The sequence below is a fragment of the Actinoalloteichus caeruleus DSM 43889 genome, assembly GCF_000429185.2.
Taxonomy (GTDB): domain Bacteria; phylum Actinomycetota; class Actinomycetes; order Mycobacteriales; family Pseudonocardiaceae; genus Actinoalloteichus_B; species Actinoalloteichus_B caeruleus.
The window spans coordinates 5,165,840-5,185,643 of record NZ_AUBJ02000001.1 but is presented as its reverse complement, the minus strand read 5'-3'; the positions used below and the strand labels follow the sequence as shown (position 1 = coordinate 5,185,643).

The 19,804-nt window shown below is 71.3% G+C and carries 18 protein-coding genes and 1 tRNA gene; 10 read left to right on the top strand and 9 right to left on the bottom strand.

The window, feature by feature from the left end:
- Window positions 1–199 precede the first annotated feature (199 nt).
- Window positions 200–1,204: a DUF6319 family protein gene (locus tag G443_RS21100; RefSeq protein ID WP_211237536.1), complete on the bottom strand. Its 1,005-nt coding sequence runs from the start codon at window positions 1,202–1,204 to the stop codon at window positions 200–202.
- A 191-nt stretch (window positions 1,205–1,395) separates the two neighbouring features.
- Between G443_RS21100 and G443_RS21095 the strand changes: the two genes are divergently transcribed.
- Window positions 1,396–2,145, top strand: coding sequence for a prolipoprotein diacylglyceryl transferase (locus G443_RS21095; protein ID WP_155886142.1), 750 nt, complete (start codon window positions 1,396–1,398; stop codon window positions 2,143–2,145).
- Between the two features lie 291 nt (window positions 2,146–2,436).
- Here G443_RS21095 and G443_RS21090 read toward each other — a convergent pair whose 3' ends face one another.
- On the bottom strand, window positions 2,437–5,715 hold the full coding sequence (locus tag G443_RS21090; RefSeq protein ID WP_253860259.1) for a S8 family serine peptidase: 3,279 nt from the start codon (window positions 5,713–5,715) through the stop codon (window positions 2,437–2,439).
- A gap of 789 nt (window positions 5,716–6,504) precedes the next feature.
- Complete coding sequence (locus G443_RS21085) at window positions 6,505–6,726, bottom strand: DUF3618 domain-containing protein (protein ID WP_026418989.1); 222 nt, start codon at window positions 6,724–6,726, stop codon at window positions 6,505–6,507.
- Window positions 6,727–6,998: 272 nt separating this feature from the next.
- Here G443_RS21085 and G443_RS21080 point away from each other — a divergent pair.
- Window positions 6,999–7,072 (top strand) — tRNA-Leu (locus tag G443_RS21080).
- 48 nt (window positions 7,073–7,120) lie between these two features.
- Here the strand turns inward: G443_RS21080 and G443_RS21075 are convergent.
- A complete protein-coding gene (locus G443_RS21075) occupies window positions 7,121–7,924 on the bottom strand; it encodes an aminotransferase class IV family protein (protein ID WP_026418990.1) in 804 nt (267 codons plus the stop codon).
- A 58-nt stretch (window positions 7,925–7,982) separates the two neighbouring features.
- On the opposite strand from G443_RS21075, the gene G443_RS21070 reads away from it, so the two are divergent.
- Window positions 7,983–8,420, top strand: a complete 438-nt coding sequence (locus G443_RS21070) for a MerR family transcriptional regulator (protein ID WP_245588819.1) — start codon at window positions 7,983–7,985, stop codon at window positions 8,418–8,420.
- 79 nt (window positions 8,421–8,499) lie between these two features.
- Here G443_RS21070 and G443_RS21065 read toward each other — a convergent pair whose 3' ends face one another.
- Window positions 8,500–9,399 carry an alpha/beta fold hydrolase gene (locus tag G443_RS21065; RefSeq protein WP_026418991.1) on the bottom strand — a complete coding sequence of 300 codons (900 nt, stop codon included), beginning with the start codon at window positions 9,397–9,399 and terminating at the stop codon, window positions 8,500–8,502.
- 150 nt (window positions 9,400–9,549) lie between these two features.
- Between G443_RS21065 and G443_RS21060 the strand changes: the two genes are divergently transcribed.
- Window positions 9,550–10,047, top strand: coding sequence for a hypothetical protein (locus G443_RS21060; protein ID WP_026418992.1), 498 nt, complete (start codon window positions 9,550–9,552; stop codon window positions 10,045–10,047).
- Window positions 10,048–10,125: 78 nt separating this feature from the next.
- Here G443_RS21060 and G443_RS21055 read toward each other — a convergent pair whose 3' ends face one another.
- The 3 genes from G443_RS21055 to G443_RS21045 form a co-directional block, all read right to left on the bottom strand.
- Window positions 10,126–11,091, bottom strand: coding sequence for an amidohydrolase family protein (locus G443_RS21055; RefSeq protein ID WP_026418993.1), 966 nt, complete (start codon window positions 11,089–11,091; stop codon window positions 10,126–10,128).
- Between the two features lie 321 nt (window positions 11,092–11,412).
- A complete protein-coding gene (locus tag G443_RS21050) occupies window positions 11,413–12,144 on the bottom strand; it encodes a chitinase (protein ID WP_026418994.1) in 732 nt (243 codons plus the stop codon).
- 349 nt (window positions 12,145–12,493) lie between these two features.
- Window positions 12,494–12,820: a hypothetical protein gene (locus G443_RS21045; RefSeq protein ID WP_051313983.1), complete on the bottom strand. Its 327-nt coding sequence runs from the start codon at window positions 12,818–12,820 to the stop codon at window positions 12,494–12,496.
- A gap of 1,016 nt (window positions 12,821–13,836) precedes the next feature.
- On the opposite strand from G443_RS21045, the gene G443_RS21040 reads away from it, so the two are divergent.
- The 4 genes from G443_RS21040 to G443_RS21025 all read left to right on the top strand — a co-directional run bounded on the left by G443_RS21040 (window position 13,837) and on the right by G443_RS21025 (window position 17,543).
- Window positions 13,837–14,616: an ABC transporter ATP-binding protein gene (locus G443_RS21040; protein WP_035292170.1), complete on the top strand. Its 780-nt coding sequence runs from the start codon at window positions 13,837–13,839 to the stop codon at window positions 14,614–14,616.
- Complete coding sequence (locus G443_RS21035; protein ID WP_026418995.1) at window positions 14,609–15,991, top strand: hypothetical protein; 1,383 nt, start codon at window positions 14,609–14,611, stop codon at window positions 15,989–15,991. The genes G443_RS21040 and G443_RS21035 overlap by 8 nt, the downstream gene beginning before the upstream one ends.
- Window positions 15,988–16,677 (top strand): hypothetical protein, encoded by a 690-nt coding sequence (locus G443_RS21030; protein ID WP_026418996.1) that lies wholly within the window; start codon window positions 15,988–15,990, stop codon window positions 16,675–16,677. Before G443_RS21035 ends, G443_RS21030 begins: the two co-directional genes overlap by 4 nt.
- A 281-nt stretch (window positions 16,678–16,958) precedes the next feature.
- Entirely contained in the window at window positions 16,959–17,543 is a 585-nt protein-coding gene (locus tag G443_RS21025) for a dihydrofolate reductase family protein (protein ID WP_016700400.1), read from the top strand.
- A gap of 479 nt (window positions 17,544–18,022) precedes the next feature.
- Here G443_RS21025 and G443_RS21020 read toward each other — a convergent pair whose 3' ends face one another.
- A complete protein-coding gene (locus G443_RS21020) occupies window positions 18,023–18,421 on the bottom strand; it encodes a hypothetical protein (protein ID WP_245588820.1) in 399 nt (132 codons plus the stop codon).
- Between the two features lie 193 nt (window positions 18,422–18,614).
- On the opposite strand from G443_RS21020, the gene G443_RS21015 reads away from it, so the two are divergent.
- The gene (locus G443_RS21015; RefSeq protein ID WP_245588821.1) at window positions 18,615–19,535 is read left to right on the top strand and encodes a helix-turn-helix domain-containing protein; all 921 of its coding nucleotides are present in this window, start codon (window positions 18,615–18,617) and stop codon (window positions 19,533–19,535) included.
- Window positions 19,522–19,767 (top strand): DUF397 domain-containing protein, encoded by a 246-nt coding sequence (locus G443_RS21010; protein WP_026418999.1) that lies wholly within the window; start codon window positions 19,522–19,524, stop codon window positions 19,765–19,767. The genes G443_RS21015 and G443_RS21010 overlap by 14 nt, the downstream gene beginning before the upstream one ends.
- The last annotated feature ends 37 nt before the right edge of the window (window positions 19,768–19,804 follow it).

The window sequence follows — 19,804 nt, the reverse complement described above, 5'->3', positions numbered from 1 at the left end:
GCCGCGTCCCCTTCTCGTGCGACGCGCGATACTACCGAAACGGACGTTGGGCGGGCCTGGTCAGCGGGCCGGAACCTCCCATGTCGCCGTCCCTTCCCGACCGCAGCGCCACGCGGACGCCGCCCGGCCTGCGGTTGGGCGACGCGGACCGGCCGGCCCCGCCGCGAGGGCGAAGCCGGCCGGGAGTGGGCGCGGTGGTTCAGCTGCTGGCGCCGACGGGCTGCGGCGTGGGCGCCGGGGCGGTCTCACCCGTCGCCTCGGCCGCCGTCGCCTCCGGCGTGGGAGCTGCCGCGACGACCGACGCCGCCGCCTCGGGGGCGGATTCGGCCACGGCGGTCTCGGCGGGCGTGCCCGCCGGCACCTCCGGTGCCTCGGCCGGTGGCTGCGGGGCCACCTCGGCGACCGGGGCCGGCGCGGCGACCGGGGCCGGCGCGGCCTCGACCTCGGGGGCCGGGGCGACGTCCGACGGCCCATCGGCCGGCTCGGACTCCTCCGCGGCCGCCGGCTGCGGGGTGAGCTCGCCGAGGAGGCGCCTCGCCTCCTCCAGCTCGGCCTGCAACTGCTCGACGCGCGCCCGGTGCTGCTCGCGAGCCGCCTCCAGGACTGGCTCGATCGCGGCCTCGACGTCCTCGTGGAGCAGCGCGACGGCCTGCGACACGGCGGCCGGGCTGACGGTCGTCGGCTTGACCGCCTTCTTGGTGCCCAGCGTGACCTCGGCCGTCCAGAGGCCGTCCTGGGTGGACGTCAGGGTGAGTACCGCGGCCGTGGGCGCCTTGGCCTTCTTGGCGCTTCCCGCCTTCGCCTTCGAACTCCCGGACTGGGACGTCGATGACTGTTCGGACACGGAACCTCCGCTCGTGGATGGGGACTTGGGCAACGCCGCGCCGGGCGCGGCGGAGAACGTGGGGCTTGGGGGGTTGGCCGGCTTCTTCGCCGCCGGCGCGGCGTTCTTGCCGTCCTTGCGCTTCCGCCCCGGCTTCTCGAGCGTGAGCTCGCTGGTGGAGAAGGTCAGGGTGTCCTGGGACCCGGTGGGAGTGACCTGGATGAAGTCGCCGTCCGCCGGGTCGCCCAGGCCCACGACCTTGCCGGACTTGCCCGCCTCGACCCCCACCGCACGGGACGTGAACCAGACCGGGGGCTGGCGTCCGGCGGCGAGCTCCTCCGTCAAGTATTGAAGATCCTGCTGGGACAGCACTTTCGGCATCGCTTCTCCTTGATCACGGCGCGCGCTGCCAGGGTGTCGCACCGGACCGACACCCTCCACGCACACCACTTTCACCCGTCAGAGGGGGCCGACACCCTCAGTAACGGCCTTACAGCGTGCCGTTCCGCTCCCACCATGCGGGTCCCGTCATCCGGACGGACGATGAGGCCATGTGGGAGGGGAGTAGCACCATGGAACTTGCACCCATCACGGTCAACTACGTGCAGGACGGGGAGGACTGGACGGTCACCGTGGTTGGCGAGGAGAGTTCCCGGACCGACCACGCGTCCGGCCTGCTCGCGGCGCGGGCCCGCGCCGACGAACTGATCGAGGAACTCTCCGGCGGACATCCCGTCGCAGTGCACCTGCTTGACGGTGACGCCGTTGCCTTCACCCGTGCCTACCTGTACGCCAGGCACGTGGCACCTCGGGACCACGGCGACACCGAGCGGAAGACCGCCGCCCAGTCCGGTTCGGACACTGTAGCCGATCAAGATCAGCAACCAGCCGCCCCCGTCGGCGAAGGGGAGTCCACTGTGTCCGGTGTGACTGGTGGGACTGATGTTTCCGCGGAGACCTCTGATCGGCCGGTGGACGCCGAGGCCGGGGCGGCGCGCACCGCGTCGACCGACGAGGCGGGGACCGACGAGGCGGGGACCGAGGTACCTCCTCCGGCGACGGGCGCGGTGGAGGAGACCACGACCGACGTCCAGTCGCCGTCGGCGCCGGCCGCCGGGGAGGCCGACCAGTCGGGCGAGGAGGAGGACGAGCCCGACCAGGCCGCATCGTCGACCGGGCCGGGGTTCGACCGTTCCGCCCCGGCCGCCGACACGAGCACCGGTGGCGGGGGAACGAAGCCGACGGAGGGCGAGGGCGGGGCCACGCGGAAGAAGCGGTCCCGCTCCGACTCCGCGACGAGGCGCGGGAAGCGGGCGAGCTAGTAGCGGCGGCCGAGCCGGGGCGGGGCCGGTCGAGCGGCCCCGCCCCGCACCCAGGCCCGCCGACACCGGGCTCAGCGGATCAGTCGGAGACCGCCGTGACCGCCGACCCACCCGGTCCGGGACGCATGGCCTCTCCAACCCACCCCTCGTCGCGTTGGTCACCACTCGCCCGAGCATGCGCCCGCCATGCCATGCCTCGGGGCGGTGACGGGGCGAGTGGCGGACGTCCGCCGTCGTCGGCCAGTGCGAAGGGGCGGAGCGGGAAGCCAGGAGCCGTGCCGCCCCTCCGACTCACCGTGTCGAGGGACCGACCTGGTACGAGCGGATTACCGCCTGCTCCACGGAATTGCCCTCGGAGTCCGCTGCCCTGGCCCGCAGTGACACGAAGCCCTCCGCCGGGTGCACCACCGAGACCACGCCGTCGACGACCTCCAGCGGCTCCCAGGTCTCCCCGTCGTCCACCGAGTACTCGACCGCCAGCTCGGCGATCCCACCGGCGGTGTCCTCGACCGTCACGGCAAACGCGTGCTCCCCGTTCCCAGGCAGGACCCCGAGCGGATCGTCGACGGTCGCGACCGAGGTGAACCGGACCCCCATCAGGGGCAGACCGGTTGGTCCCTCGGTCCCCGGGTTCTCACTGCGGAAGGTCCACCGGGCCCGCGCCGAGGTGCCCAGCATCGACCACTCCACGTTCCTCGTGGCCGTGGCCTCCAGCGTGTACATCCCGGGCTCGCTCGGGACCGGAGCGCGCAGGAAGCCGTACTCGTCGCTGGAGGCGAGCACCCCCTGCTCGTCGGAGAGGGTCAGCTCACCGGCGAACACGTCGGCAGAGCCGTACCCGTAGTACTGGTCGGTGTCGGAGGTGACGAAGTACCGGGGCGAGAACGTCAGGTCGTCACCGGTGCGCCGTCCCTCCCCGAGGATCGTCACCGGAGCGGTGTTCCACCTGATCGACGCCGCTCCCGCCGCATACACCGAGACCCGACCGGTCTCCTCGTAGTTCTCGCCGAGGTCGTCCTGGAACCCAAGGTATTCGCGCCACTCGACGTCGTCGGTGACCGAGTGGTAGTCGGTGCCCGAGCCGGGCACGTCGACCGGAAGGCCGAACCCGAACAGGGACCAGTCGTCCACCAGCTGCCCCACCACCGTCCTGAGCCCGGCGGCGGCCACTCCCTGCGCCTGGTAGCGCGAGGTCACCTCGGCCAGCTCCTCGTCCCGAGGCGCCAGCACGGGCTCGGCCGGGATCTCGTCGACGAACTGGGTGGCCAGGTGGTATCGGTACTCGTCCTCGGAGGAGGACACCAGCGTCGGCTTGTAGTTCAGGGCGAACGAACCACGGGCCGGGACCGCGTACTTCTGCTTGGTGCCGAACCCGAGGGCGCCCAGGCTGGACTGCCGATCCTCGCTGAGCAGGGCGCTGTCGTGGTACCGCAGCTCCGAGGGGCGTTCCGTGCGCACCTCGATGGGGACCGCCGGGGTGGCGTCGACGGTGACCCGGGCATCCGAGGTCAGCTGGACCGCCCGCTCGACGACGTAGGTGTATTCGTCGGAGGTGTCGTCACCGATCCGGGCGAGGAGGTTGTAGGTGCCGCCGGGCAGGCGGACGGCGTAGTCCCCGTTCCCGTCCGCCTCCAGGTAGTAGGAGTACCCGGTGTCGGCGTCCTCCACCAGCAGCGCGGCCCGCGACGTGGACCGCCCGTCCCGGTCGAGGACGTCCACCCCCAGGTCGTAGCTCTCCGGCTCGAGGTGCAGGCCGACCGGGGTCGAGACCGCCACGCCGCCCTCGGCGGTGGCGCGCAGCGTCCCACTGAGGTAGCCGGTGGTGCCGTGGGCGACGTCGACCGTCACGGTTGCTCCGGCGGCTCCGCCGGCCGGGACCAGCAGGTCGCTCACCGACAGCTCGACGAGGTCGGCGGGTACCGCCTCGCCGTCCTCGGTCACCAGGTCGACAGCCAGGTCGAGGATGAGGTCCTCCTCCCCGGTGTTGCGGTAGGTGACCGTGCCGGCCGCCGGCTCCTCACCGTCCCTCGGCCACGTGAAGTTCCCCAGGGACAGCGACGACGGCTCCGCCACCACCGACTGCCGCATCGCACGGGCCACATCCAGCCGGCCCGCGCCCTGACCGCTCACCGGTACCCCCGCCAGCGGTTCGGCGGCGGCCATCAACGCGGCGCGAAACTCCCGGGCCCGCCACTCGGGGTTCGCCTCGGCCAACAACGCGACCGCCCCGGCCACGTGTGGAGACGCCATCGACGTCCCGTCCGCCGAGGTGTGGTGCTCGTCCACCAGCGACCCCATCGCGGTACCCGCCGCCCGCGCGGACACGATCCCCGAACCCGGTGCCGCGATCTCCGGCTTCACCGCCCAGTCCCCGACCCGAGGACCCCGGCTGGAGAAGTCGCTGAGCTCGTCGGACTTCGTCACGCTGCCCACGGCCAGCGCCGCGTCCGCCGCCGCCGGCGAGCTGACGGTCATGTCCCAGCCATCGTTGCCGGCCGCGGCGACGAACAAGGTGCCCGTGTCCTCGGTGAGGGTGTCGACCGCTACCGACATCGGGTCGGTGCCGTCGGTGGGCCCGATGCCCAGGCTCAGGTTCACCGCGACCGCGTCGCCGGCGGCCGCCCACTCCATGCCCGCGATGATCGCGTCCTCCGGGCAGTACCCGGAGTCGTCGCAGACCTTGCCGACGACGAGGTCCGCGTCCGGCGCGACACCTCGGTGCGCCCCGTCCGAGGCGGCACCCCGCCCAGCCACGGTGGCGGCGACGTGGGTGCCGTGCCCGAAGCCGTCCGCCGCCGTGCCAGCCGGGTCGGTGAAGTCCACGGCCTCCACCACCGCGTCGACCAGGTCGGGATGGTCCGGGTCGTACCCGCCGTCGAGGACGGCGACCGTCACTCCGGCACCGGTGTAGCCGGCCTCCCACACCTCCGGCGCCCCCACCTGGGCGTTGCTCTCCTCGTCCAGCACCCGCGCCCGACCGTTGAGCCAGACCCGGTCGACGCCGCCGGAGAACGCCCTCGGTTCGGTGGCGTCGTTGGTGAGCTCGGCCCACACCACGTCGGCGGAGTCCTCACCGGGGTGAACCGCCACCGCGTTGACGCTGGTCAACACCCGTCCGGTGCTCGCCTCCCCCGAGAACACCGACACCCCCGCCCCCGGGTCGTTTCCCCGCTGGTAGGCGACGATCAGTGGCAGCGGTCCGGCATCGCCGAACCCCTGTTCCAGCAGGCCGTGGACGTCGAACAACCGCTGGTCCAGCACTCCGGTCCGCACCAGGCGCTCCGCGTCGGACGGCACGATCGTCGTCCGGCCGCCCACGGTGCGGTGCAGGAACTGGACGTGCTCGCGGCCCGGCGCTGGTCGCACCGTCGTCGCCAGCCGTCCGCCGCCGAGCTGGCGGACGTGCAGGTGGTCCCCGGTGACGAGGGTCAACGTCTCGAAGGTTCCCGGTGCCTCCGCCCGGACGCCGAGGTCCGGGGTTCCGGCGGTGGCGGTGGTCGCACCACCCAGGGCCAGCCCCGCCGTGAGCAGCAGGGCGCTCCCCGCCGCTCTTCGTCGTCGTGCTCCCATGAACTCCCACTTCCTGTCGTTGCCGCGCCGGCCGATGAGGACCAGCGGAACGCTCCTCCACCCTTGTTCGAGGGAGGAACAGAAACATCCACAGTAGACAGAACTGTGGTCGCTCCGGCAGAACAGGACGACGGTGACCGGCGGCGGCCGATCAGACGAAAAGCGCAGGGGATTCGCCACCGCCCCAGGCGAACGCATGACCGCGCGGCGGTTCCCCGCCTCCCCACCGCCGGCTGCCGGTCAGGCGACGCCCGCCCGGCCACGCGCGGCTGACCCGGAGTTCCGGCCCCGGCCCCTCGACGTCCACCGCCAGGAAGCGGCGACGCCCCACCACACCGGCGAATGCGTACTGGGGACCTCGGGCAAGGGGCCGCCAGCCACTCCAGCCGCCACGCACCAGCGGCGGAAACCGGCGGGCGCCAGGAGCCCCACGGCGGAGCGGGCGATCGGCACCGCCTGGCACGCGCGGGCGAGGAGGACCAGCCTCTCGGCACGCGACCACGCGCCGCAGGCGGCGGAAGGGAACGGGACGAGTCCTGGCAGGCCCGGGCCGGGGAACGCTGCCCGCCGGAACGGGAGCCTCGCGCGTTCGGGGCATCGTCGGTGCGGCCCGGAGCGGATCCCGGAGTGGGCAGGACCGCCGCCGGAGGGGGCGAGGACCGCGGCCGTTCGGAGGAGGAACGTCGGGAGCGAGCCGAAGTGGACCCGTTCGCGACGTGCGGACCGAAGCCACCCCCGGCACGGGTCGGGGGCGGAGCCGGCACCCGGCACCGCCCCCGACGACCTCGCTCAGCGGAACAGCCTGCGCAGCAACGCGAACGCGATCAGAGCACCGATCGCCATCAACGAGTACTTCACCCGAGGGTCCGCCAGCCTCTCCCGGGCACTGGCCTTCCCGGACTCGATGAACCGCTGCGGGTTCGCCTTGCTACCCAGCTCGTCGAGCGTTCCGGCCAACGCGGTACGAGCGTCTTCGATCTCCCGCTCGATCTCGTCGGGGTCGCGAGCCACGTTTCCTCCTCACAGCAGTGCGGACCAGGAACTCGTGCACGACCGGCACGACCGGACCGGCCGGGCGACCACCCGACGCGGCCAGCAGCGATCCTGTTTCCGACACCGTAGAGGACGCCAGTCGGGCGAGCGAACGCGCGGCGGGTGCCGGTCACGGGCACCCCGCGCGGGCGGGGACGACGGGAACGTGGTCTCGCTGACACAATCGCGCCCCCTCGTCTCACGAGAGTGATCTTTCCGTTACCCTGTGGTCCGCGTCGGAACGGCGCGCGGGGGCCGTAGCCCAATAGGCAGAGGCACACGGTTTAGGTCCGTGCCAGTGTGGGTTCGAGTCCCACCGGCCCCACAAACACCCCGAACTCCGAATCCGGTCAGTGGGACGTGGGACCCTGGTTCACGGAGCGAGTAGCGGTTCCTCCTGGTAGGCGCGGTGCAGCAGCCCCAGGAGGCGCGGGGCTGACGGGAGCGGCACCTCTCCGATGCGGTCCACCGCCACTCCCGGAGTCCACGAGTTCATCACGACGGCCCCGGACAGCGCGGGCAGGTCGTCCAGCCGCACCTGCTGGCTCCGCTGGGGGATGCCCAACCGGTCCAGGCCCCTGCGCACGATCCCCATCGTGGTCCCACCCAGCACGTGGGCCTCCGGCCACACCACCGCCTCACCGTCCCAGAAGGCCACGTTCCAGATCGTGGCCTCGCTGAGCCGGCTCCGGCGGTCGACGAAGACGGCATCGTCGAAACCCCGCGCGACGGCCTGTCGGAGGAAGTACGTCTTGGCGACCTCACCGACGTGCTTGACGGCGGGAAGGACCCGTTCGTGATCGACGGCCATCAGCGCCAGCGGCCCGATGGGGCCGGTCGCGGGTGGGGCGGTCCGAACCAGCACCTCCAACTCCGCACCAGCACCGCGGGCGGTGAACTCGCCCGCCGGCGAGTACACCGTGGCCGTCAGCGAGAGGTCATCAGGCCCCGCCGCGAGCGCGGCGCGCAGCAGGGACCGCACCCGTTCCTCGGGCAGCGCCCGCCCGAACAGCTCCTCCGAAGCGGTGCGCAACCGATCGAGGTGCAGATCCAGACCACGCACCCGACCGCCACGTACCTGCATGGCGGTGAAATGGGCGTAGCCGGAGAAAGCGAGTGGGGCCAACTCATCGGCGGTGGCCGTCCGACCATCGCGCTGCACGACGTGAAAGGACATGGGAGGACCGTAGGATCTGCCGTCCACGTGAGGTTCAAGCGCGTATGAGGGAGATCACGTGCGGATCGGTGACCTGGCGCGGCTGAGCGGAGTGAGCCCACGACTGCTGCGCTACTACGAGGAACGTGGACTCCTGACCTCGCACCGCGTGGGGCACGGACACCGGTGGTACGCCGACGACGCCCCGATCGTCGTTCATGACATCAGGGCGCTGCTCGGCGCTGGCCTGACCACGAGCGCCATCCGGGAGGTGCTGCCCTGCGCCGGGGCCGGGCCCGGCACTGGAGCGCTGTGCGGCGCCGATGTCGCGCGAACGGCTCCGGGACATCGACGACCGGCTCACCACCCCGCGACACGCGCGGACCGCACTCGCCGACCCGCTCGCCGCCACGGAGGACGCCAGCGAGAACCCGGCGAGGACACCACCGAGGACGCCAGCGAGGACGCCAGCGACGAACGACCGGTGGCCCCGCCCAGGGGGATCGGACCAGGCTGAACCGCGAACACCGACAGCGGAGGCGATTCCCTCTCGGTGCGCGAGCGCTGGTCGCGATCCCTCCCGGCGGAGCGCGGCGTCAGCCGAGGATGTCGAGGAAGTCGAGGACGTGGCCCGCGATGATGTCGGGAGCCTCCAGGACCATGGCGTGGCTGGCCGCGACGTGCTCGACCCGCACCCGGGGGTTGGTCCGCGCCACGGAGTCGAGGTCCCGTTCGACACCTCGCCGCCACGCGGCGAGCAGGTCGGCGTACCGGTCGGCCTCGGGCAGGTCGCGGGTCGCCGTGAGGACCAGCACCGGGCACCGGGCGGCGGCGAGCGGCTCGGTGAGGTCGAGGGCGGCCATCCACGTGCGGAAGGCCGCCACCGTCCCGGGATCAGGGCGTGCCACTGTCAGCCCGTCCCGGACGGCCAGGCCACGGTCGAAGGCCTCGACGGCCCTGTCCCCGCCGGCGGTCCGGTGCTGGGCGCGGGCGGCCTCGACCGCCTCCGGCTGGAGCGGCTCGGCGAGCGCCGCCGCCTGTGCCGCGAAGTCGGCGCTGAGCTCGGCCAGGCGCGCCGCCAGCTCGTCCGGGTCGATCCCCAGGTAGTGCCGTTCCTCGGTCTCGACCCCCCGGAAGCCGTCGATGTTCACCGCCCCGGCCGCCTCCGGGTGGTGGCCGGCCCAGAGCGTGGCGACGGCACCGCCGAGCGAGTGGCCCACGACGACCGGGCGCTCGGCGCCGAGGTCGGCCACGACCCGGTCGACGTCGTCCACGAGGGCCTCCCAGTCCCAGGCGCCGTCACCGGAACGGCCGTGGCAACGCAGGTCGCAGGCGACGACCCGGTGGCGGCTGGTCAACAGTGGGACGAACGCCTCCCAGTTGAGCGCGTTCCCGCCGAATCCGTGCAGCAACACGATGTCGCGGCCGGTCCGCTGGCCGCCGTGGTCCCGCACCACGAGCCTCGGTGATCCCTCGACGTGTCGTTCCTCGACCATCGTCCGCTCCTCCACCCTCGTCAACTACTTGACGGAACTCGTCAAGTAGTTGACGAGAACGTAGAATACTTGTCGCCGGCCGTCAAGTAGTTGGGCTGGCGGCCCAGCCGCGGCGCGAGCGGCGGGATCCCATCGTGGACGGAGGCGTGGTTGACCCTGGAGAACGCGCTGCGGGACCAGCTCGTCGCGCTGGTCGACGCCCGGTGCGTGGATCCGCTGGAGATCCTCCTCGAGGACGCGGACACCGCCGACGCGCTGCGACACCGGGTGCGGGAACGGGCCCCGGCCTGGGCACGGGCGATGGTCGCTGGCGACGACGCGGAAGCCACCCTCGCCATCACCCGCGTGATCGCCACCCTGTACCCCGGCGACGGCCCCTTCGACCCACCGGCGGACTGGTGGCGCACCCCGTTGGGGACGATCACCGCCCGCCGGGTGGGACACCCCAGCGCCCACGCCCTCTCCTACCCCGTCGCGGGCGCCATGCTCGGCATCAGCAGGCAGGGCGTGCACGACCTGGTGAACCGGGGCAAACTCGAGCGCCACCCCGACGGCGGTGTCACCGCCTCCTCGGTGCGCGACCGGTCGCGGGCCAACGCCCTCCCGCAAGCGCCACACCACCCGGGGAGCGGCGCGGACCGGAGCTGACCGGCCGAGTAGGTGTCGGCACGGGGAGACGGGCGCCAGCCACGGGCATCCCGAGCCGCGCCCGGACGCCTTACCGGTTCAGCTGGTGGGAGACGCCAGGCGGGGGAAGAGGCGCACGGCGTTGTCCTCGAAGACGGCCCGCCGCAGTTCCCCGTCGAGCAGCGGGGTCTCGGCGAGGCGGTCCGCGAGCTCCCGGCCCAACGCGGCGGGGAAGAACGGGTAGTCACTCCCGTAGTGCAGCCGGTCCGGGTCGGCCAGCGAGAGCAGCGCACCCAACAGCTCGGGCACCGGGGCGCCGGCGAGGTCGAAGTGCAGTCGACGCATCGCGGCCCGCAGGCTCGGCGTGGTGCGCCCCTTCGGCACGGCCAACATCGGGACCAGCAGGTCCACCCGGTTCGCCAGCACCGGGAGCACCGCACCCGCGTGGGAGACGACCACCCGCAGGTCGGGGTGCCGCTCCAACACCCCGGACAACACCAGGTCCACCACCGATCTCGTGGTGTCGAAGGGGAACTCCAGCGCGGGTTGCGGGTACCCCAGCGCCAGGTGCTCGGCGACGAAGGGCATCGCCGGGTGGACGAAGACGACCGAGCCCCGGGCCGCCACCTCGGCGTAGACGGGTTCGAGCCGCTCGTCCCCCAGGTAGAGACCGTGGTGGTTGCTCTGGAGGATCACCCCGTCGGCACCCAGGACGTCGAACGCGTGGCGCAGCTCGGCGACCGCCGGCTCCACCTCGGGTAGCGGCAGGGAGGCGAAGAACCCGAACCTGCCCGGATGCTCGCGGACCAGCCGGGCTCCCTCCTCGTTGACCCGGCGGGCGAGGTCGACCGCGCGGTCGGCGTCCCCGAAGTGGACTCCCGGGGTGGAGACGGACAGCATCGCCGTGCGCACGCCCAGCCGGTCCATCGTGCGCAACGCGAGCTGTTCGTCCCACTCCGGGAGCGAGGAGATGGCGGCCCGCCGCCCATGACCGGACTCGGCGAGCGCCTCCCGGTAGAAGTCCGGCAGGTAGTGCGCGTGCAGGTCGATTCTGCCGCCGGACATTCACGCTCCTCGTGTCGACGGGCCGGGCGCGGCGAGCCGCACCGCTTGCTGGACTATAGGCCGGCGGCGCGTCGAACGAGTGACACGAGGGATGCCGTGGACGGTCACGCGAGGCGGGCGGCGCGTGGGCGCGGCACGTCCGACCGGTCCCCACCGGGCTCCGCGTCCGGCGGAGGGGCGGACCCCCAGCACGGCGAGGCAGCTCCTCCCCCGGACGGCGACGCGGCGAGGCCCGCCCGGAGCACCGGACGGACCTCGTCGACGTGCGTGTGGTGGGTGGGCTGACCGATCCGCGTTCCACGGGAACGGCCGGCCGCCGGATCAGCAGTACAGGTTCCCGCCCGGCGTGGTGCCGAGGATCTGCGTGAAGCGCTGGTAGGTGTCGACCCGGCTCTGCACCTGGCCGGGGTTGGCGCCGTCGCACTCCAGCGCCCCGTTGATGCTGCGGATGGTCTCGCCGAAACCGTGGCCGTTGACGATGGCGTGGTGCGGGGTCATCGTGCCGGGACCGCTCTGGGTGTTCCAGTACCAGAGCGCCGTCCGCCAGGCCACCGACGCGTCGTTCTGCACCAGCCAGGGGTTACCGAGCAGGTCGAGCCCCAGGGCGTCGCCGGCCGCCTTGTAGTTGAAGTTCCAGCTCAGCTGGATCGGACCCCGCCCGTAGTAGGCGGCCTGCCCGGCCGGGCAACCGTAGGGCTGGCTCCAGTCGCAGTAGTGCGGGTAGTTCGCCTCGTTCTGCTCGACGATGTGCACGAGCCCACCGGTCTCGTGGCTGGCGTTGGCCAGGAACGCGGCGGCCTCCCGCCGCCGGGTCGTCTCGTCCCCGGTGTTCGTGAAGCCGGGGTAGGAGCTGAGCGCGGCGGTCAGCCCCTGGTACGTGTAGAAGGGGTTCCGGTTGGGGAACATCTGGTTGAACTGGGCCTCGCTCACCACGAAGCCCTGCGGCGCGGCCGGTTCGGCCGTCGCCGTGCTCGTCGTCATCGGTGCGGACACCAGCAGGGCACTCACCGCCGCCACGGCGGCGACTGCCTTCACCAGGCGTGTGATGGACACGTGATCGCTCCTTCGTCCAGCGCGAAGCGCACCGGGGAACTGGGAACGCGCACGAACGCGGGCAGGGAACGGCCGCTTCGCTTGGGGGATCGGATGGGATCGCCCCTCACTGAACCGGGTTGGTCTGAACCAGTCAATGGAGCGAACGAGTGTCAACCGGACGTCTGAGCGGAGGCGCCCTCCTGGGCCGTCCGGCCCTCGACCGGATGAACCGCGAGTCCGGACCCGCCCCGGACAGGGGGCCACGAACGGCGCACCCGCGCTCGGCGAACCGGCATCGCTCCCCCGGGCCAGCGTGATCCGTCTCCGCGTCCGAGCCGCCGGCGAGCGGCTACCGGGAACGCGGTCCTCACCTCCGCCGCCCGACATCCTCCCGGCGCCGGAGGGCACGGCCGTAGAGCCACATGGTGTGCCGGGTCCCGCCGGCGCGGGCGTGCGCGCGTCGCACCACGAAGGTGACCAGCCCGGCCCACTCCCCCGTCGTCGTGCGCTCCCAGGCGACCAGCTCCCCGGGCACCTCCGACGCCAGGTCCAGCCCCTCGGGCACGGGCGGACGACCGGAGGTCGGCTGGTTCAGGGCCGCGCCGAGGGACACCCAGACCGGCTGGGCGGGCCGCACGGCACGGTAGGTGTCCCGGGACCACCCGGGAACCGGCGAGCCATCACGTTCGAACACGCGTTCGATACTCTCCCGTGCCGCCGCCCCACCGCAAACCTGGGGAGGAACGTCACCCCGGCCCCCACAAGACAGCCCATGGGAAGCACGCCAGCCACCCCTTCGCCGCCCCCTCCGACACGCCTGTACTCGCAGCGGGCGCACGACACCCTTGCCCACCAACCTAAAAGATTCCATCGCCCAGCCGACCGAATCAGCCAATGTCAAGCCACCGCCGTCGCCTCACGGACACCGCAGGCAACGAAACACAGCACCAACTCCACTACCTTGCCTCGAGATGGGAACACGCCGATCATGTGTGGCATCCAACTCGGGACCAGACGGCACAGCCTGCCAGCAACGAACGTACACCCCAACCCAACCCTTGACCATTCGCACCTTCCATCAAGGACGTTGACCAAACAAGCAGCCTCCCTTGCCGCCGCACATGAAATATAAGGTGTGAAATTTTCAGTCAAGTCAAAAACCCAGCGCACGAACATTGCCTACCCCAAAAGGACCACCATCAAGAGACCGAATAGGTTGTGATGCCCATCACAGATCTCCTGCTTGCGCAAAACAAACAGCGCCTTATACGTTCTTTCTGCAACCAAGAAACATTCGGAGGACCACCATCCGGAGGACCACATGAGACGATTGATTGCGGCCTTTACTCTCACCGCCGCCTGCGGTGCTGCTGGCTTGATAGCAGCAGCACCGGCCGAAGCAACCCCCCCAGGCTGCAGCAACCCTGCTGTAAGTCTCACAACCAACAACGGCCTTCTCATCGGCCGCGCAGCTTCCACCTGTTCCAGCTCCACAACTCGAACGTTGACTGCTGAAATCAAGTGGAACCGCTGGCTCTCACCGGACCCGCTCGTAGCGAAAAACGCTGACAGCGGAACCAAGACCGGCTACGTGGCCACAGTCAGCGCCTGCGACAACGGCAATACTCGTGGCTACTATGCTCGCGGGTACTTCACCCAAAACACCACGTATCACGACACGCCCCCTCGAGAGATCAGATCCTGCGGAGGATGACAACAGTGCTGAGCACCCCACTCGTGAAGGCTGACGAGCTGCGGCAACAACGCGGCAGAACGACAGTCCTCCACGACATCGACTTCTCGGTCGACAAGGGCGTGACCTGCCTCCTCGGCCCCAACGGGGCGGGGAAGACCACGTTGCTCGAGACGATCGTGGGCGTGCTCAGCCCCCAGGGCGGCTCGCTCCTGGTATGCGGTCAGGACGTGAGCCGCCCCTCGGGCGTGGAGGCGATCCGGGCCAGCACGGGATACCTGCCCCAGCGGTTCACCGCGCTGCCCTCCTTCTCCACCCTGGAGTTCGTCAGCTACACCGCGTGGAGCAAGGGGCTCTCCGCCCGACGGGCGCGGGAGAACGCGGCGCGGGTGCTCGGCACCGTCGGTCTCGCGGCCAGCTCGGGCACCAGGACCAGGAAACTGTCCGGCGGCATGCTGCAACGGCTGGGCATCGCCTGCGCCCTGGTGAACGAGCCGGCGCTCCTCGTCCTGGACGAGCCGACGGTCGGTCTCGACCCCGCGCAGCGAGCCTCCTTCCGCGCCCTGGTCCGCGCGGTGGGCAAGGAGACCCCGACCGTGCTCAGCACTCATCTCACCGACGACGTCGCGGCGGTGGCCGACTCGGTCCTGCTCCTCTCCGAGGGTCACGTGCGCTTCCAGGGGACGCTGGAGGAGTTCCTCGCGCCCGAGGGAGCCGACGGCTCGCGCTCGGAAGCCGTCGAAGCCGCCTACCTGCGCCGCCTCGCGATCCCCGCTGGGGGGTCGGCACATGCCTGAGGGCACGGAGCACCCGCTGTCCACCGCTGGTTCGTCCCGCGCGCGGCGCACGGCGTTCGCGCACGCCGTCCTGTTGGAGTCCCGGCGGTCCCCGGCCTGGCTGCTGGTGCCCGCCGTGGTCGGGCTCGGGCTGTTCGCGGCGTTCGCCGAGCTGACACCGGGAGTGTCGTACTGGGGCAACGCGATGGCCGCCTCGCAGGCCTCCACCATCGCGAGCGGCCCGGTGGTCAGCGGCGTCGCCGCGCTCGTCGCGAGCCGCGACCACCGGATGGGGCTCGGTTGGCTGGACGAGGTGGCGGTCCGGGGCCCGGGGTTCCGCCACGGTGCGCGACTCCTCGCCACCCTGCTCTGGGCGTGGCTCGGCCAGGGGCTGGTCCTGGCCGCCGTGTCCACCCGCATCCTCGTCGGCAACACGTGGGGCGAGCTGGAACCACTCGCGCTCCTGATCTCCCCGCTGGGTCTGTCGGCCTACGCACTGTTCGGTTATCTCGTCGGTGTCCTCCTCCCCCACGTCCTGACCGTCCCCGTCGTCGCGCTGGCCGCCTTCTCCCTCCACGCGGTCGGCTTCGCCCTCTCCCCGACGGCGGAGGCGCTCCTCCCGGCTCGGCAGCAGCTGGTCAACGTGTGGACGGCGGTGCCGGCCACCCTCCACCTCCGGTTGGTGGTCTGGTTCCTGGGGCTCGTGCTCGCGTTGCTCGCCGTCCTCGTGCTGGTGTGCCGCCTACGCGACCGCCACCGGCGTCGGCGGCCGTGGCGGCTGGCGGTCCTCGGCGCGGCGGCCGTCGTGGCGTCGCTCACCGCCATCCCGGTCCTCGCCCTGGGCGGGCGGACCACCCTCCCGGCCGAACCGCCCTTCACCCCGGTGTGCACCTGGCACGGGGAGCTGGAACTGTGCCTGCACCCGGCCTTCGACCACGCCTCGGCCGATCTCGGCGCCCGGCTCGCGGTGTTCCACGAGATGGCCGGGGACTCGCCGTTGGCCTTCGACCGGGTGGAGCACCGACCACGGGGAATGGGAGAGGCGCCGGTAGGGGAGGGCGTCGCGGTCCACCTCGACGACACCGCCGAGGGCACCCTTGTCGCCGCCGTACAGGAACTCGCGTTCAACCTGTCCGGCCTGGACGAATGCTTCCGCCCCTTCGACGAACGCGTGGAGCAGGGCGTCGAGGACCCCGACGCGGCCGCCGGCTACAACACCCTGGTGTCGACGGCGATCGCCCAACCCGGGGTCCCGGTCGCGGACGCTGGTGGGGTGTACCGGGAGGCCGCCGATTTCCTCGCCGGGTTGTCGGTCCCGGAATGGCGGGAGTGGCTGTCCCGGCACGGCGCGGCCTACCAGGGGTGTGCCCTGACCGAGGAGGCGTTCTCGCGATGAACGGCACCGACGCCTCCCGCGCCCCCGACCGTCTCGCGGAGCCGAACCCCGGCCTCCCCCGCGCGCGCCACCCCCTGCTGTCGTTCCTGATGGCGCGGAACACGGCGTGGATCGTCGGGACCGTCCTGCTCGGAGCGCTGGCCAGCGCCACCATCGGCGCGATGACCTTCGCCGTGGGTGGTTCGGTGCCGGTTCCGCTGCCGTTCGCCGTGGTGATGCCCACCCTGCTCGCCTGCGCGGTGGCCACCTGGGCCACCTCCGGGGTGCCGGCCACCGATCGCGGTGCCGTGCGTCGCCTGGCCTGGTGGACGCTCGCGCACCGACTCGGGTGCTCGGGGTTCGCCGCCCTCGCCCTGTGGTTGTCCACCCCGGAGGTGGTGGCGGACTTCGGGGGCGGGGACGCGGCGGCCGTCCTGCTGGCGTTGACCGGCCTGGCCTGGGTGCTCCAGCTGGTCCTGCCCGCTCCACTCGCGGTGCTGCCCGTGATGCTGGTCGCCGTGCCCGGGTTCGTGGGCCTGTACACACCGGCCACCGGCGGGGACACCGCGCTGGTGAACGGGCTCCTCGGGTGGTTGGTGGGCCAGGACCCCTGGGGCCACGCCTGGCTGACCTCGCTCGTCCTGTTCGGCGCCGGTCTCGCCGCCAGCTTCGCGCGCCGGGGCGTCCCGCGCCCCGCCCGCTGGTAGGGGCGCCAGCCGACCCCGGTGGCCCCGACACCGACGGTGGGTCGGGCCGGCCCGGCCCTGGGACGACCTACCGGCGCCGTCCCCGGGACTCGCCCGTCCCGGGGACGAGCGGCTTCCCGACTTCCGCGCGGCGGCCGGGGATCCGCGAGGGGAGAGCAGGTGGTGGGTCGGACAGGCTCGCTCCCGGGAAAACGGGTACGCCCGGACTCGGGGGGCGGGGTAGCGTGCGACCGGCCCACGGCCGGGGTCCTCCCGGGCGGAACCTCGGGAAGGACGACCTGATGCGCGAACTGACCTACATCGTCGCCAGCACCCTGGACGGCGTCATCGCACCGCCGGACGGCTCGGACCCGTCGGCCCCGGGCGGGCTCTTCGACATCGACGGCGACCACCTGGGCACGCTCGTCGAGGAGTACCCGGAGTTGGTGCCCGTCCAGGCGCGGCGCGCCCTCGGCATCGACCCGCCGAACCGCACCTTCGACACGGTGCTGGAGGGCAGGGGTTCCTACGACATGGGGCTCCGGGTGGGCGTCACCAACGCGTACCCGCACCTGCGCCACCTCGTGTTCTCGCGGAGCCTGACCGAGAGCCCTGACCCCACGGTCGAGCTGGTGTCCGGCGACCCGGTGACCGTCGTCCGCGAACTCAAGCGCGAACCTGGCGCGGGCATCTGGCTCTGCGGGGGCGGGCGGCTGGCCGGTGCGCTGCTGCCGGAGATCGACCGACTCGTGATCAAGCTGAACCCGGTCGTCGCCGGCGCGGGCATCGCCCTGTTCGGTGGCGCGTTCGACCCCACGGGGTTCCGGCTGGTCGAGACGAAGGCGCACGACAGCGGCGTGCTGTTCCTGACCTACACGCGTTCCTGACCGGGCGGGGCCGCTCGGCGTTCGGCACCACCCCCAGTTGGTCCGACTCCCGGGCGCCCGCCCCGTCAGGTCGTCCTCCCGGTGCCGCTTCCCGCGCCTCGGGAGGATGTCGGCACCATCCCACTCCGCTGACGCCTTCCTCCCGCGCCCGACCCGCTGGACGCCCAGCCGTCGAATCGCGGGAGGCCGCGTCCAGCTCACGGCCCGCCTCCACGATCGATGAACGCTCATGGGAGAAGGAGACCGGCGCGATACCTTTCACCACGGGATGTGGTGCGAGGCCATCGCCTGAACCACCACGTCCACTCCCCTCGACGATGCTGACGGCGGAGGCCGAAGCCGTGTCGAACACGTCCTCGACACATCGCAGGAGCCCTCAGCGTTCCTCAGACGAAGTCGGTTGGGGATTGCCCCGATCTCCTCAGGGGGCGAGCTGCCTCGCTGGCTTCGACCTGCGAACCGCAGGGAGCGCGGTGAAGTCAGCCGTCGTCGCACGGAGTCGCAGCGGCCCTCGTGACCCAGACCAACCGGGCAGTGATGTGGCGCCCCCAGCTGAACCCGCGTAGCGCGCTCTCCGGAGATCGCAAATGCATTCGAGAGCAGCCATCCACGTCGACAACCTCCACGTGGTCGGCGAATGCGATTCCCCACGCCGCGATTCGCCCGTCCACGCGATCGCCGTACTCCTGCACCACCGCGAACACGCGCGGCGCGAACTCGGCAACCATCCCCTCCAACAGGGCGGCGAACTCGCGCTCACCGCACAACGGCGGTCGATCCTCAGGACTAGGCACAGTGCTGTCCAGCGGGTTGCGGTAGTCGGCGTCACATCGCCACTTCCCGCTGGACAGTTCGTCCTCCCTGGTCACTGCGGTCATGTTCGCCCTCCCACCTGTAGCGGATACCCCGGCCGCGCAGGACACCCGGCCGAGCGTGGCTTGAGCCACCCCGCACTCAAACTCACCTTGTAGATCTCAAATTTTGATTCAACAGAACGCGAGTCCTCCGATGGGGTGGTCTGTTGGTGTTGACCGACCGCTCGCGAGCTGGCACCTCGAAAGGCGGTTATGGATGACGGGCACACTGACCTCGACGCTGACGAAGGAGGTTGGGGTGCCCGAAACATCAAGTCCTACGGTATGGCGGCGCTGGCTGGCGCTGGAGCTCACGCGCTTGCGCCAGGAAGCTGGACTTGATCAGAAAGATGTCGCGAAAGCCCTGCGCTGCACGGTCGGCAAGGTCTCGTACTACGAGACCGCCGAACGACCTGTATTGATCCGCGACCTCGACGAGGTCTTACTGCCGCTGTTCAACGTGCCGATGGAACGTTGGCCGGACTACGTTCAGGCCGCCAAGAACTCACGTCAGAAAGGTTGGTGGGAGAGCCACGGCTCCGACACGCTGCCGAGCTGGTTCTCCCTCTTCATCGGCCTGGAGCAGGGCGCATCGCAGGCCCGGATATACGAGGCACAGTTCATTCCCGGCCTGCTGCAAACCAGGCAGTACGCCAGCGCGCTACTTCGTCGGAGCACGGCGGAACGCGCGGAGGACGAGATCGAACGCGCCGTGCAGTTGCGCCTCAACCGTCAACGCGTGCTCTCCCGCAGCCCCGAACCTCTCCGGTTGTGGACGGTCATCGACGAGGCTGCCCTGCGCCGGGTTGTCGGCAGTCCGCAGGTCATGAGAGACCAGCTCCTCCACCTCGCTGGAGCTGCGGAGCAGCCCAAGATCACCGTGCAGGTCATTCCGTTCACACGAGGTGCCCATCCCGGCATGACCGGACCCTTCGTCGTCATCGGGTTCCCCTGGCTCACAGATCCCGGCGTCGCCTACATCGAGCACCGGTCCGGTGCGCTCTACCTGGAACAACCGCACGAGATCGAGGCGCACAACGTTGCCTTCGAGCACCTGTGCGCGCTGGCTCTCACTCCCGACGAGTCTGCGAGAATGCTTCGGGATATCGCAGAGGAGTTCGATCATGACCAGACCTGACCGGGCGCACCGGGACCGCCTCGACGGCGCGGCGTGGCGCAAGTCCAGCTTCAGCTCCGACCAGGGCGGGGCGTGCGTCGAGGTCGCTCCGCTGCACGACGGCAGGATCGCCGTGCGCAACAGCAACCATCCCGGGGGAAGCGTCGTGTTCTTCACCCCTGCTGAGATGGACGCTTGGATCAAGGGCTGCAAGACAGGCGAGTTCGACGATCTGACGGTAGGCAAGGGGTAGCGGCCGCACGATTCCACCGTGAGGCTCCTGCCGGGTC

Excerpts from the sequence above, each read along its gene's own strand:
- G443_RS21055 (WP_026418993.1), bottom strand. The coding sequence starts at position 11,091 with ATGTCCGGCGGCAGAATCGACCTGCACGCGCACTACCTGCCGGACTTC.
- G443_RS21065 (WP_026418991.1), bottom strand. The coding sequence starts at position 9,399 with ATGGTCGAGGAACGACACGTCGAGGGATCACCGAGGCTCGTGGTGCGG.
- G443_RS21020 (WP_245588820.1), bottom strand. The coding sequence starts at position 18,421 with ATGACCGCAGTGACCAGGGAGGACGAACTGTCCAGCGGGAAGTGGCGA.
- G443_RS21025 (WP_016700400.1), top strand. The coding sequence starts at position 16,959 with ATGCGCGAACTGACCTACATCGTCGCCAGCACCCTGGACGGCGTCATC.
- G443_RS21030 (WP_026418996.1), top strand. The coding sequence starts at position 15,988 with ATGAACGGCACCGACGCCTCCCGCGCCCCCGACCGTCTCGCGGAGCCG.
- G443_RS21010 (WP_026418999.1), top strand. The coding sequence starts at position 19,522 with ATGACCAGACCTGACCGGGCGCACCGGGACCGCCTCGACGGCGCGGCG.
- G443_RS21075 (WP_026418990.1), bottom strand. The coding sequence starts at position 7,924 with ATGTCCTTTCACGTCGTGCAGCGCGATGGTCGGACGGCCACCGCCGAT.
- G443_RS21095 (WP_155886142.1), top strand. The coding sequence starts at position 1,396 with ATGGAACTTGCACCCATCACGGTCAACTACGTGCAGGACGGGGAGGAC.
- G443_RS21015 (WP_245588821.1), top strand. The coding sequence starts at position 18,615 with ATGACGGGCACACTGACCTCGACGCTGACGAAGGAGGTTGGGGTGCCC.
- G443_RS21100 (WP_211237536.1), bottom strand. The coding sequence starts at position 1,204 with ATGCCGAAAGTGCTGTCCCAGCAGGATCTTCAATACTTGACGGAGGAG.
- G443_RS21090 (WP_253860259.1), bottom strand. The coding sequence starts at position 5,715 with ATGGGAGCACGACGACGAAGAGCGGCGGGGAGCGCCCTGCTGCTCACG.
- G443_RS21040 (WP_035292170.1), top strand. The coding sequence starts at position 13,837 with ATGACAACAGTGCTGAGCACCCCACTCGTGAAGGCTGACGAGCTGCGG.
- G443_RS21035 (WP_026418995.1), top strand. The coding sequence starts at position 14,609 with ATGCCTGAGGGCACGGAGCACCCGCTGTCCACCGCTGGTTCGTCCCGC.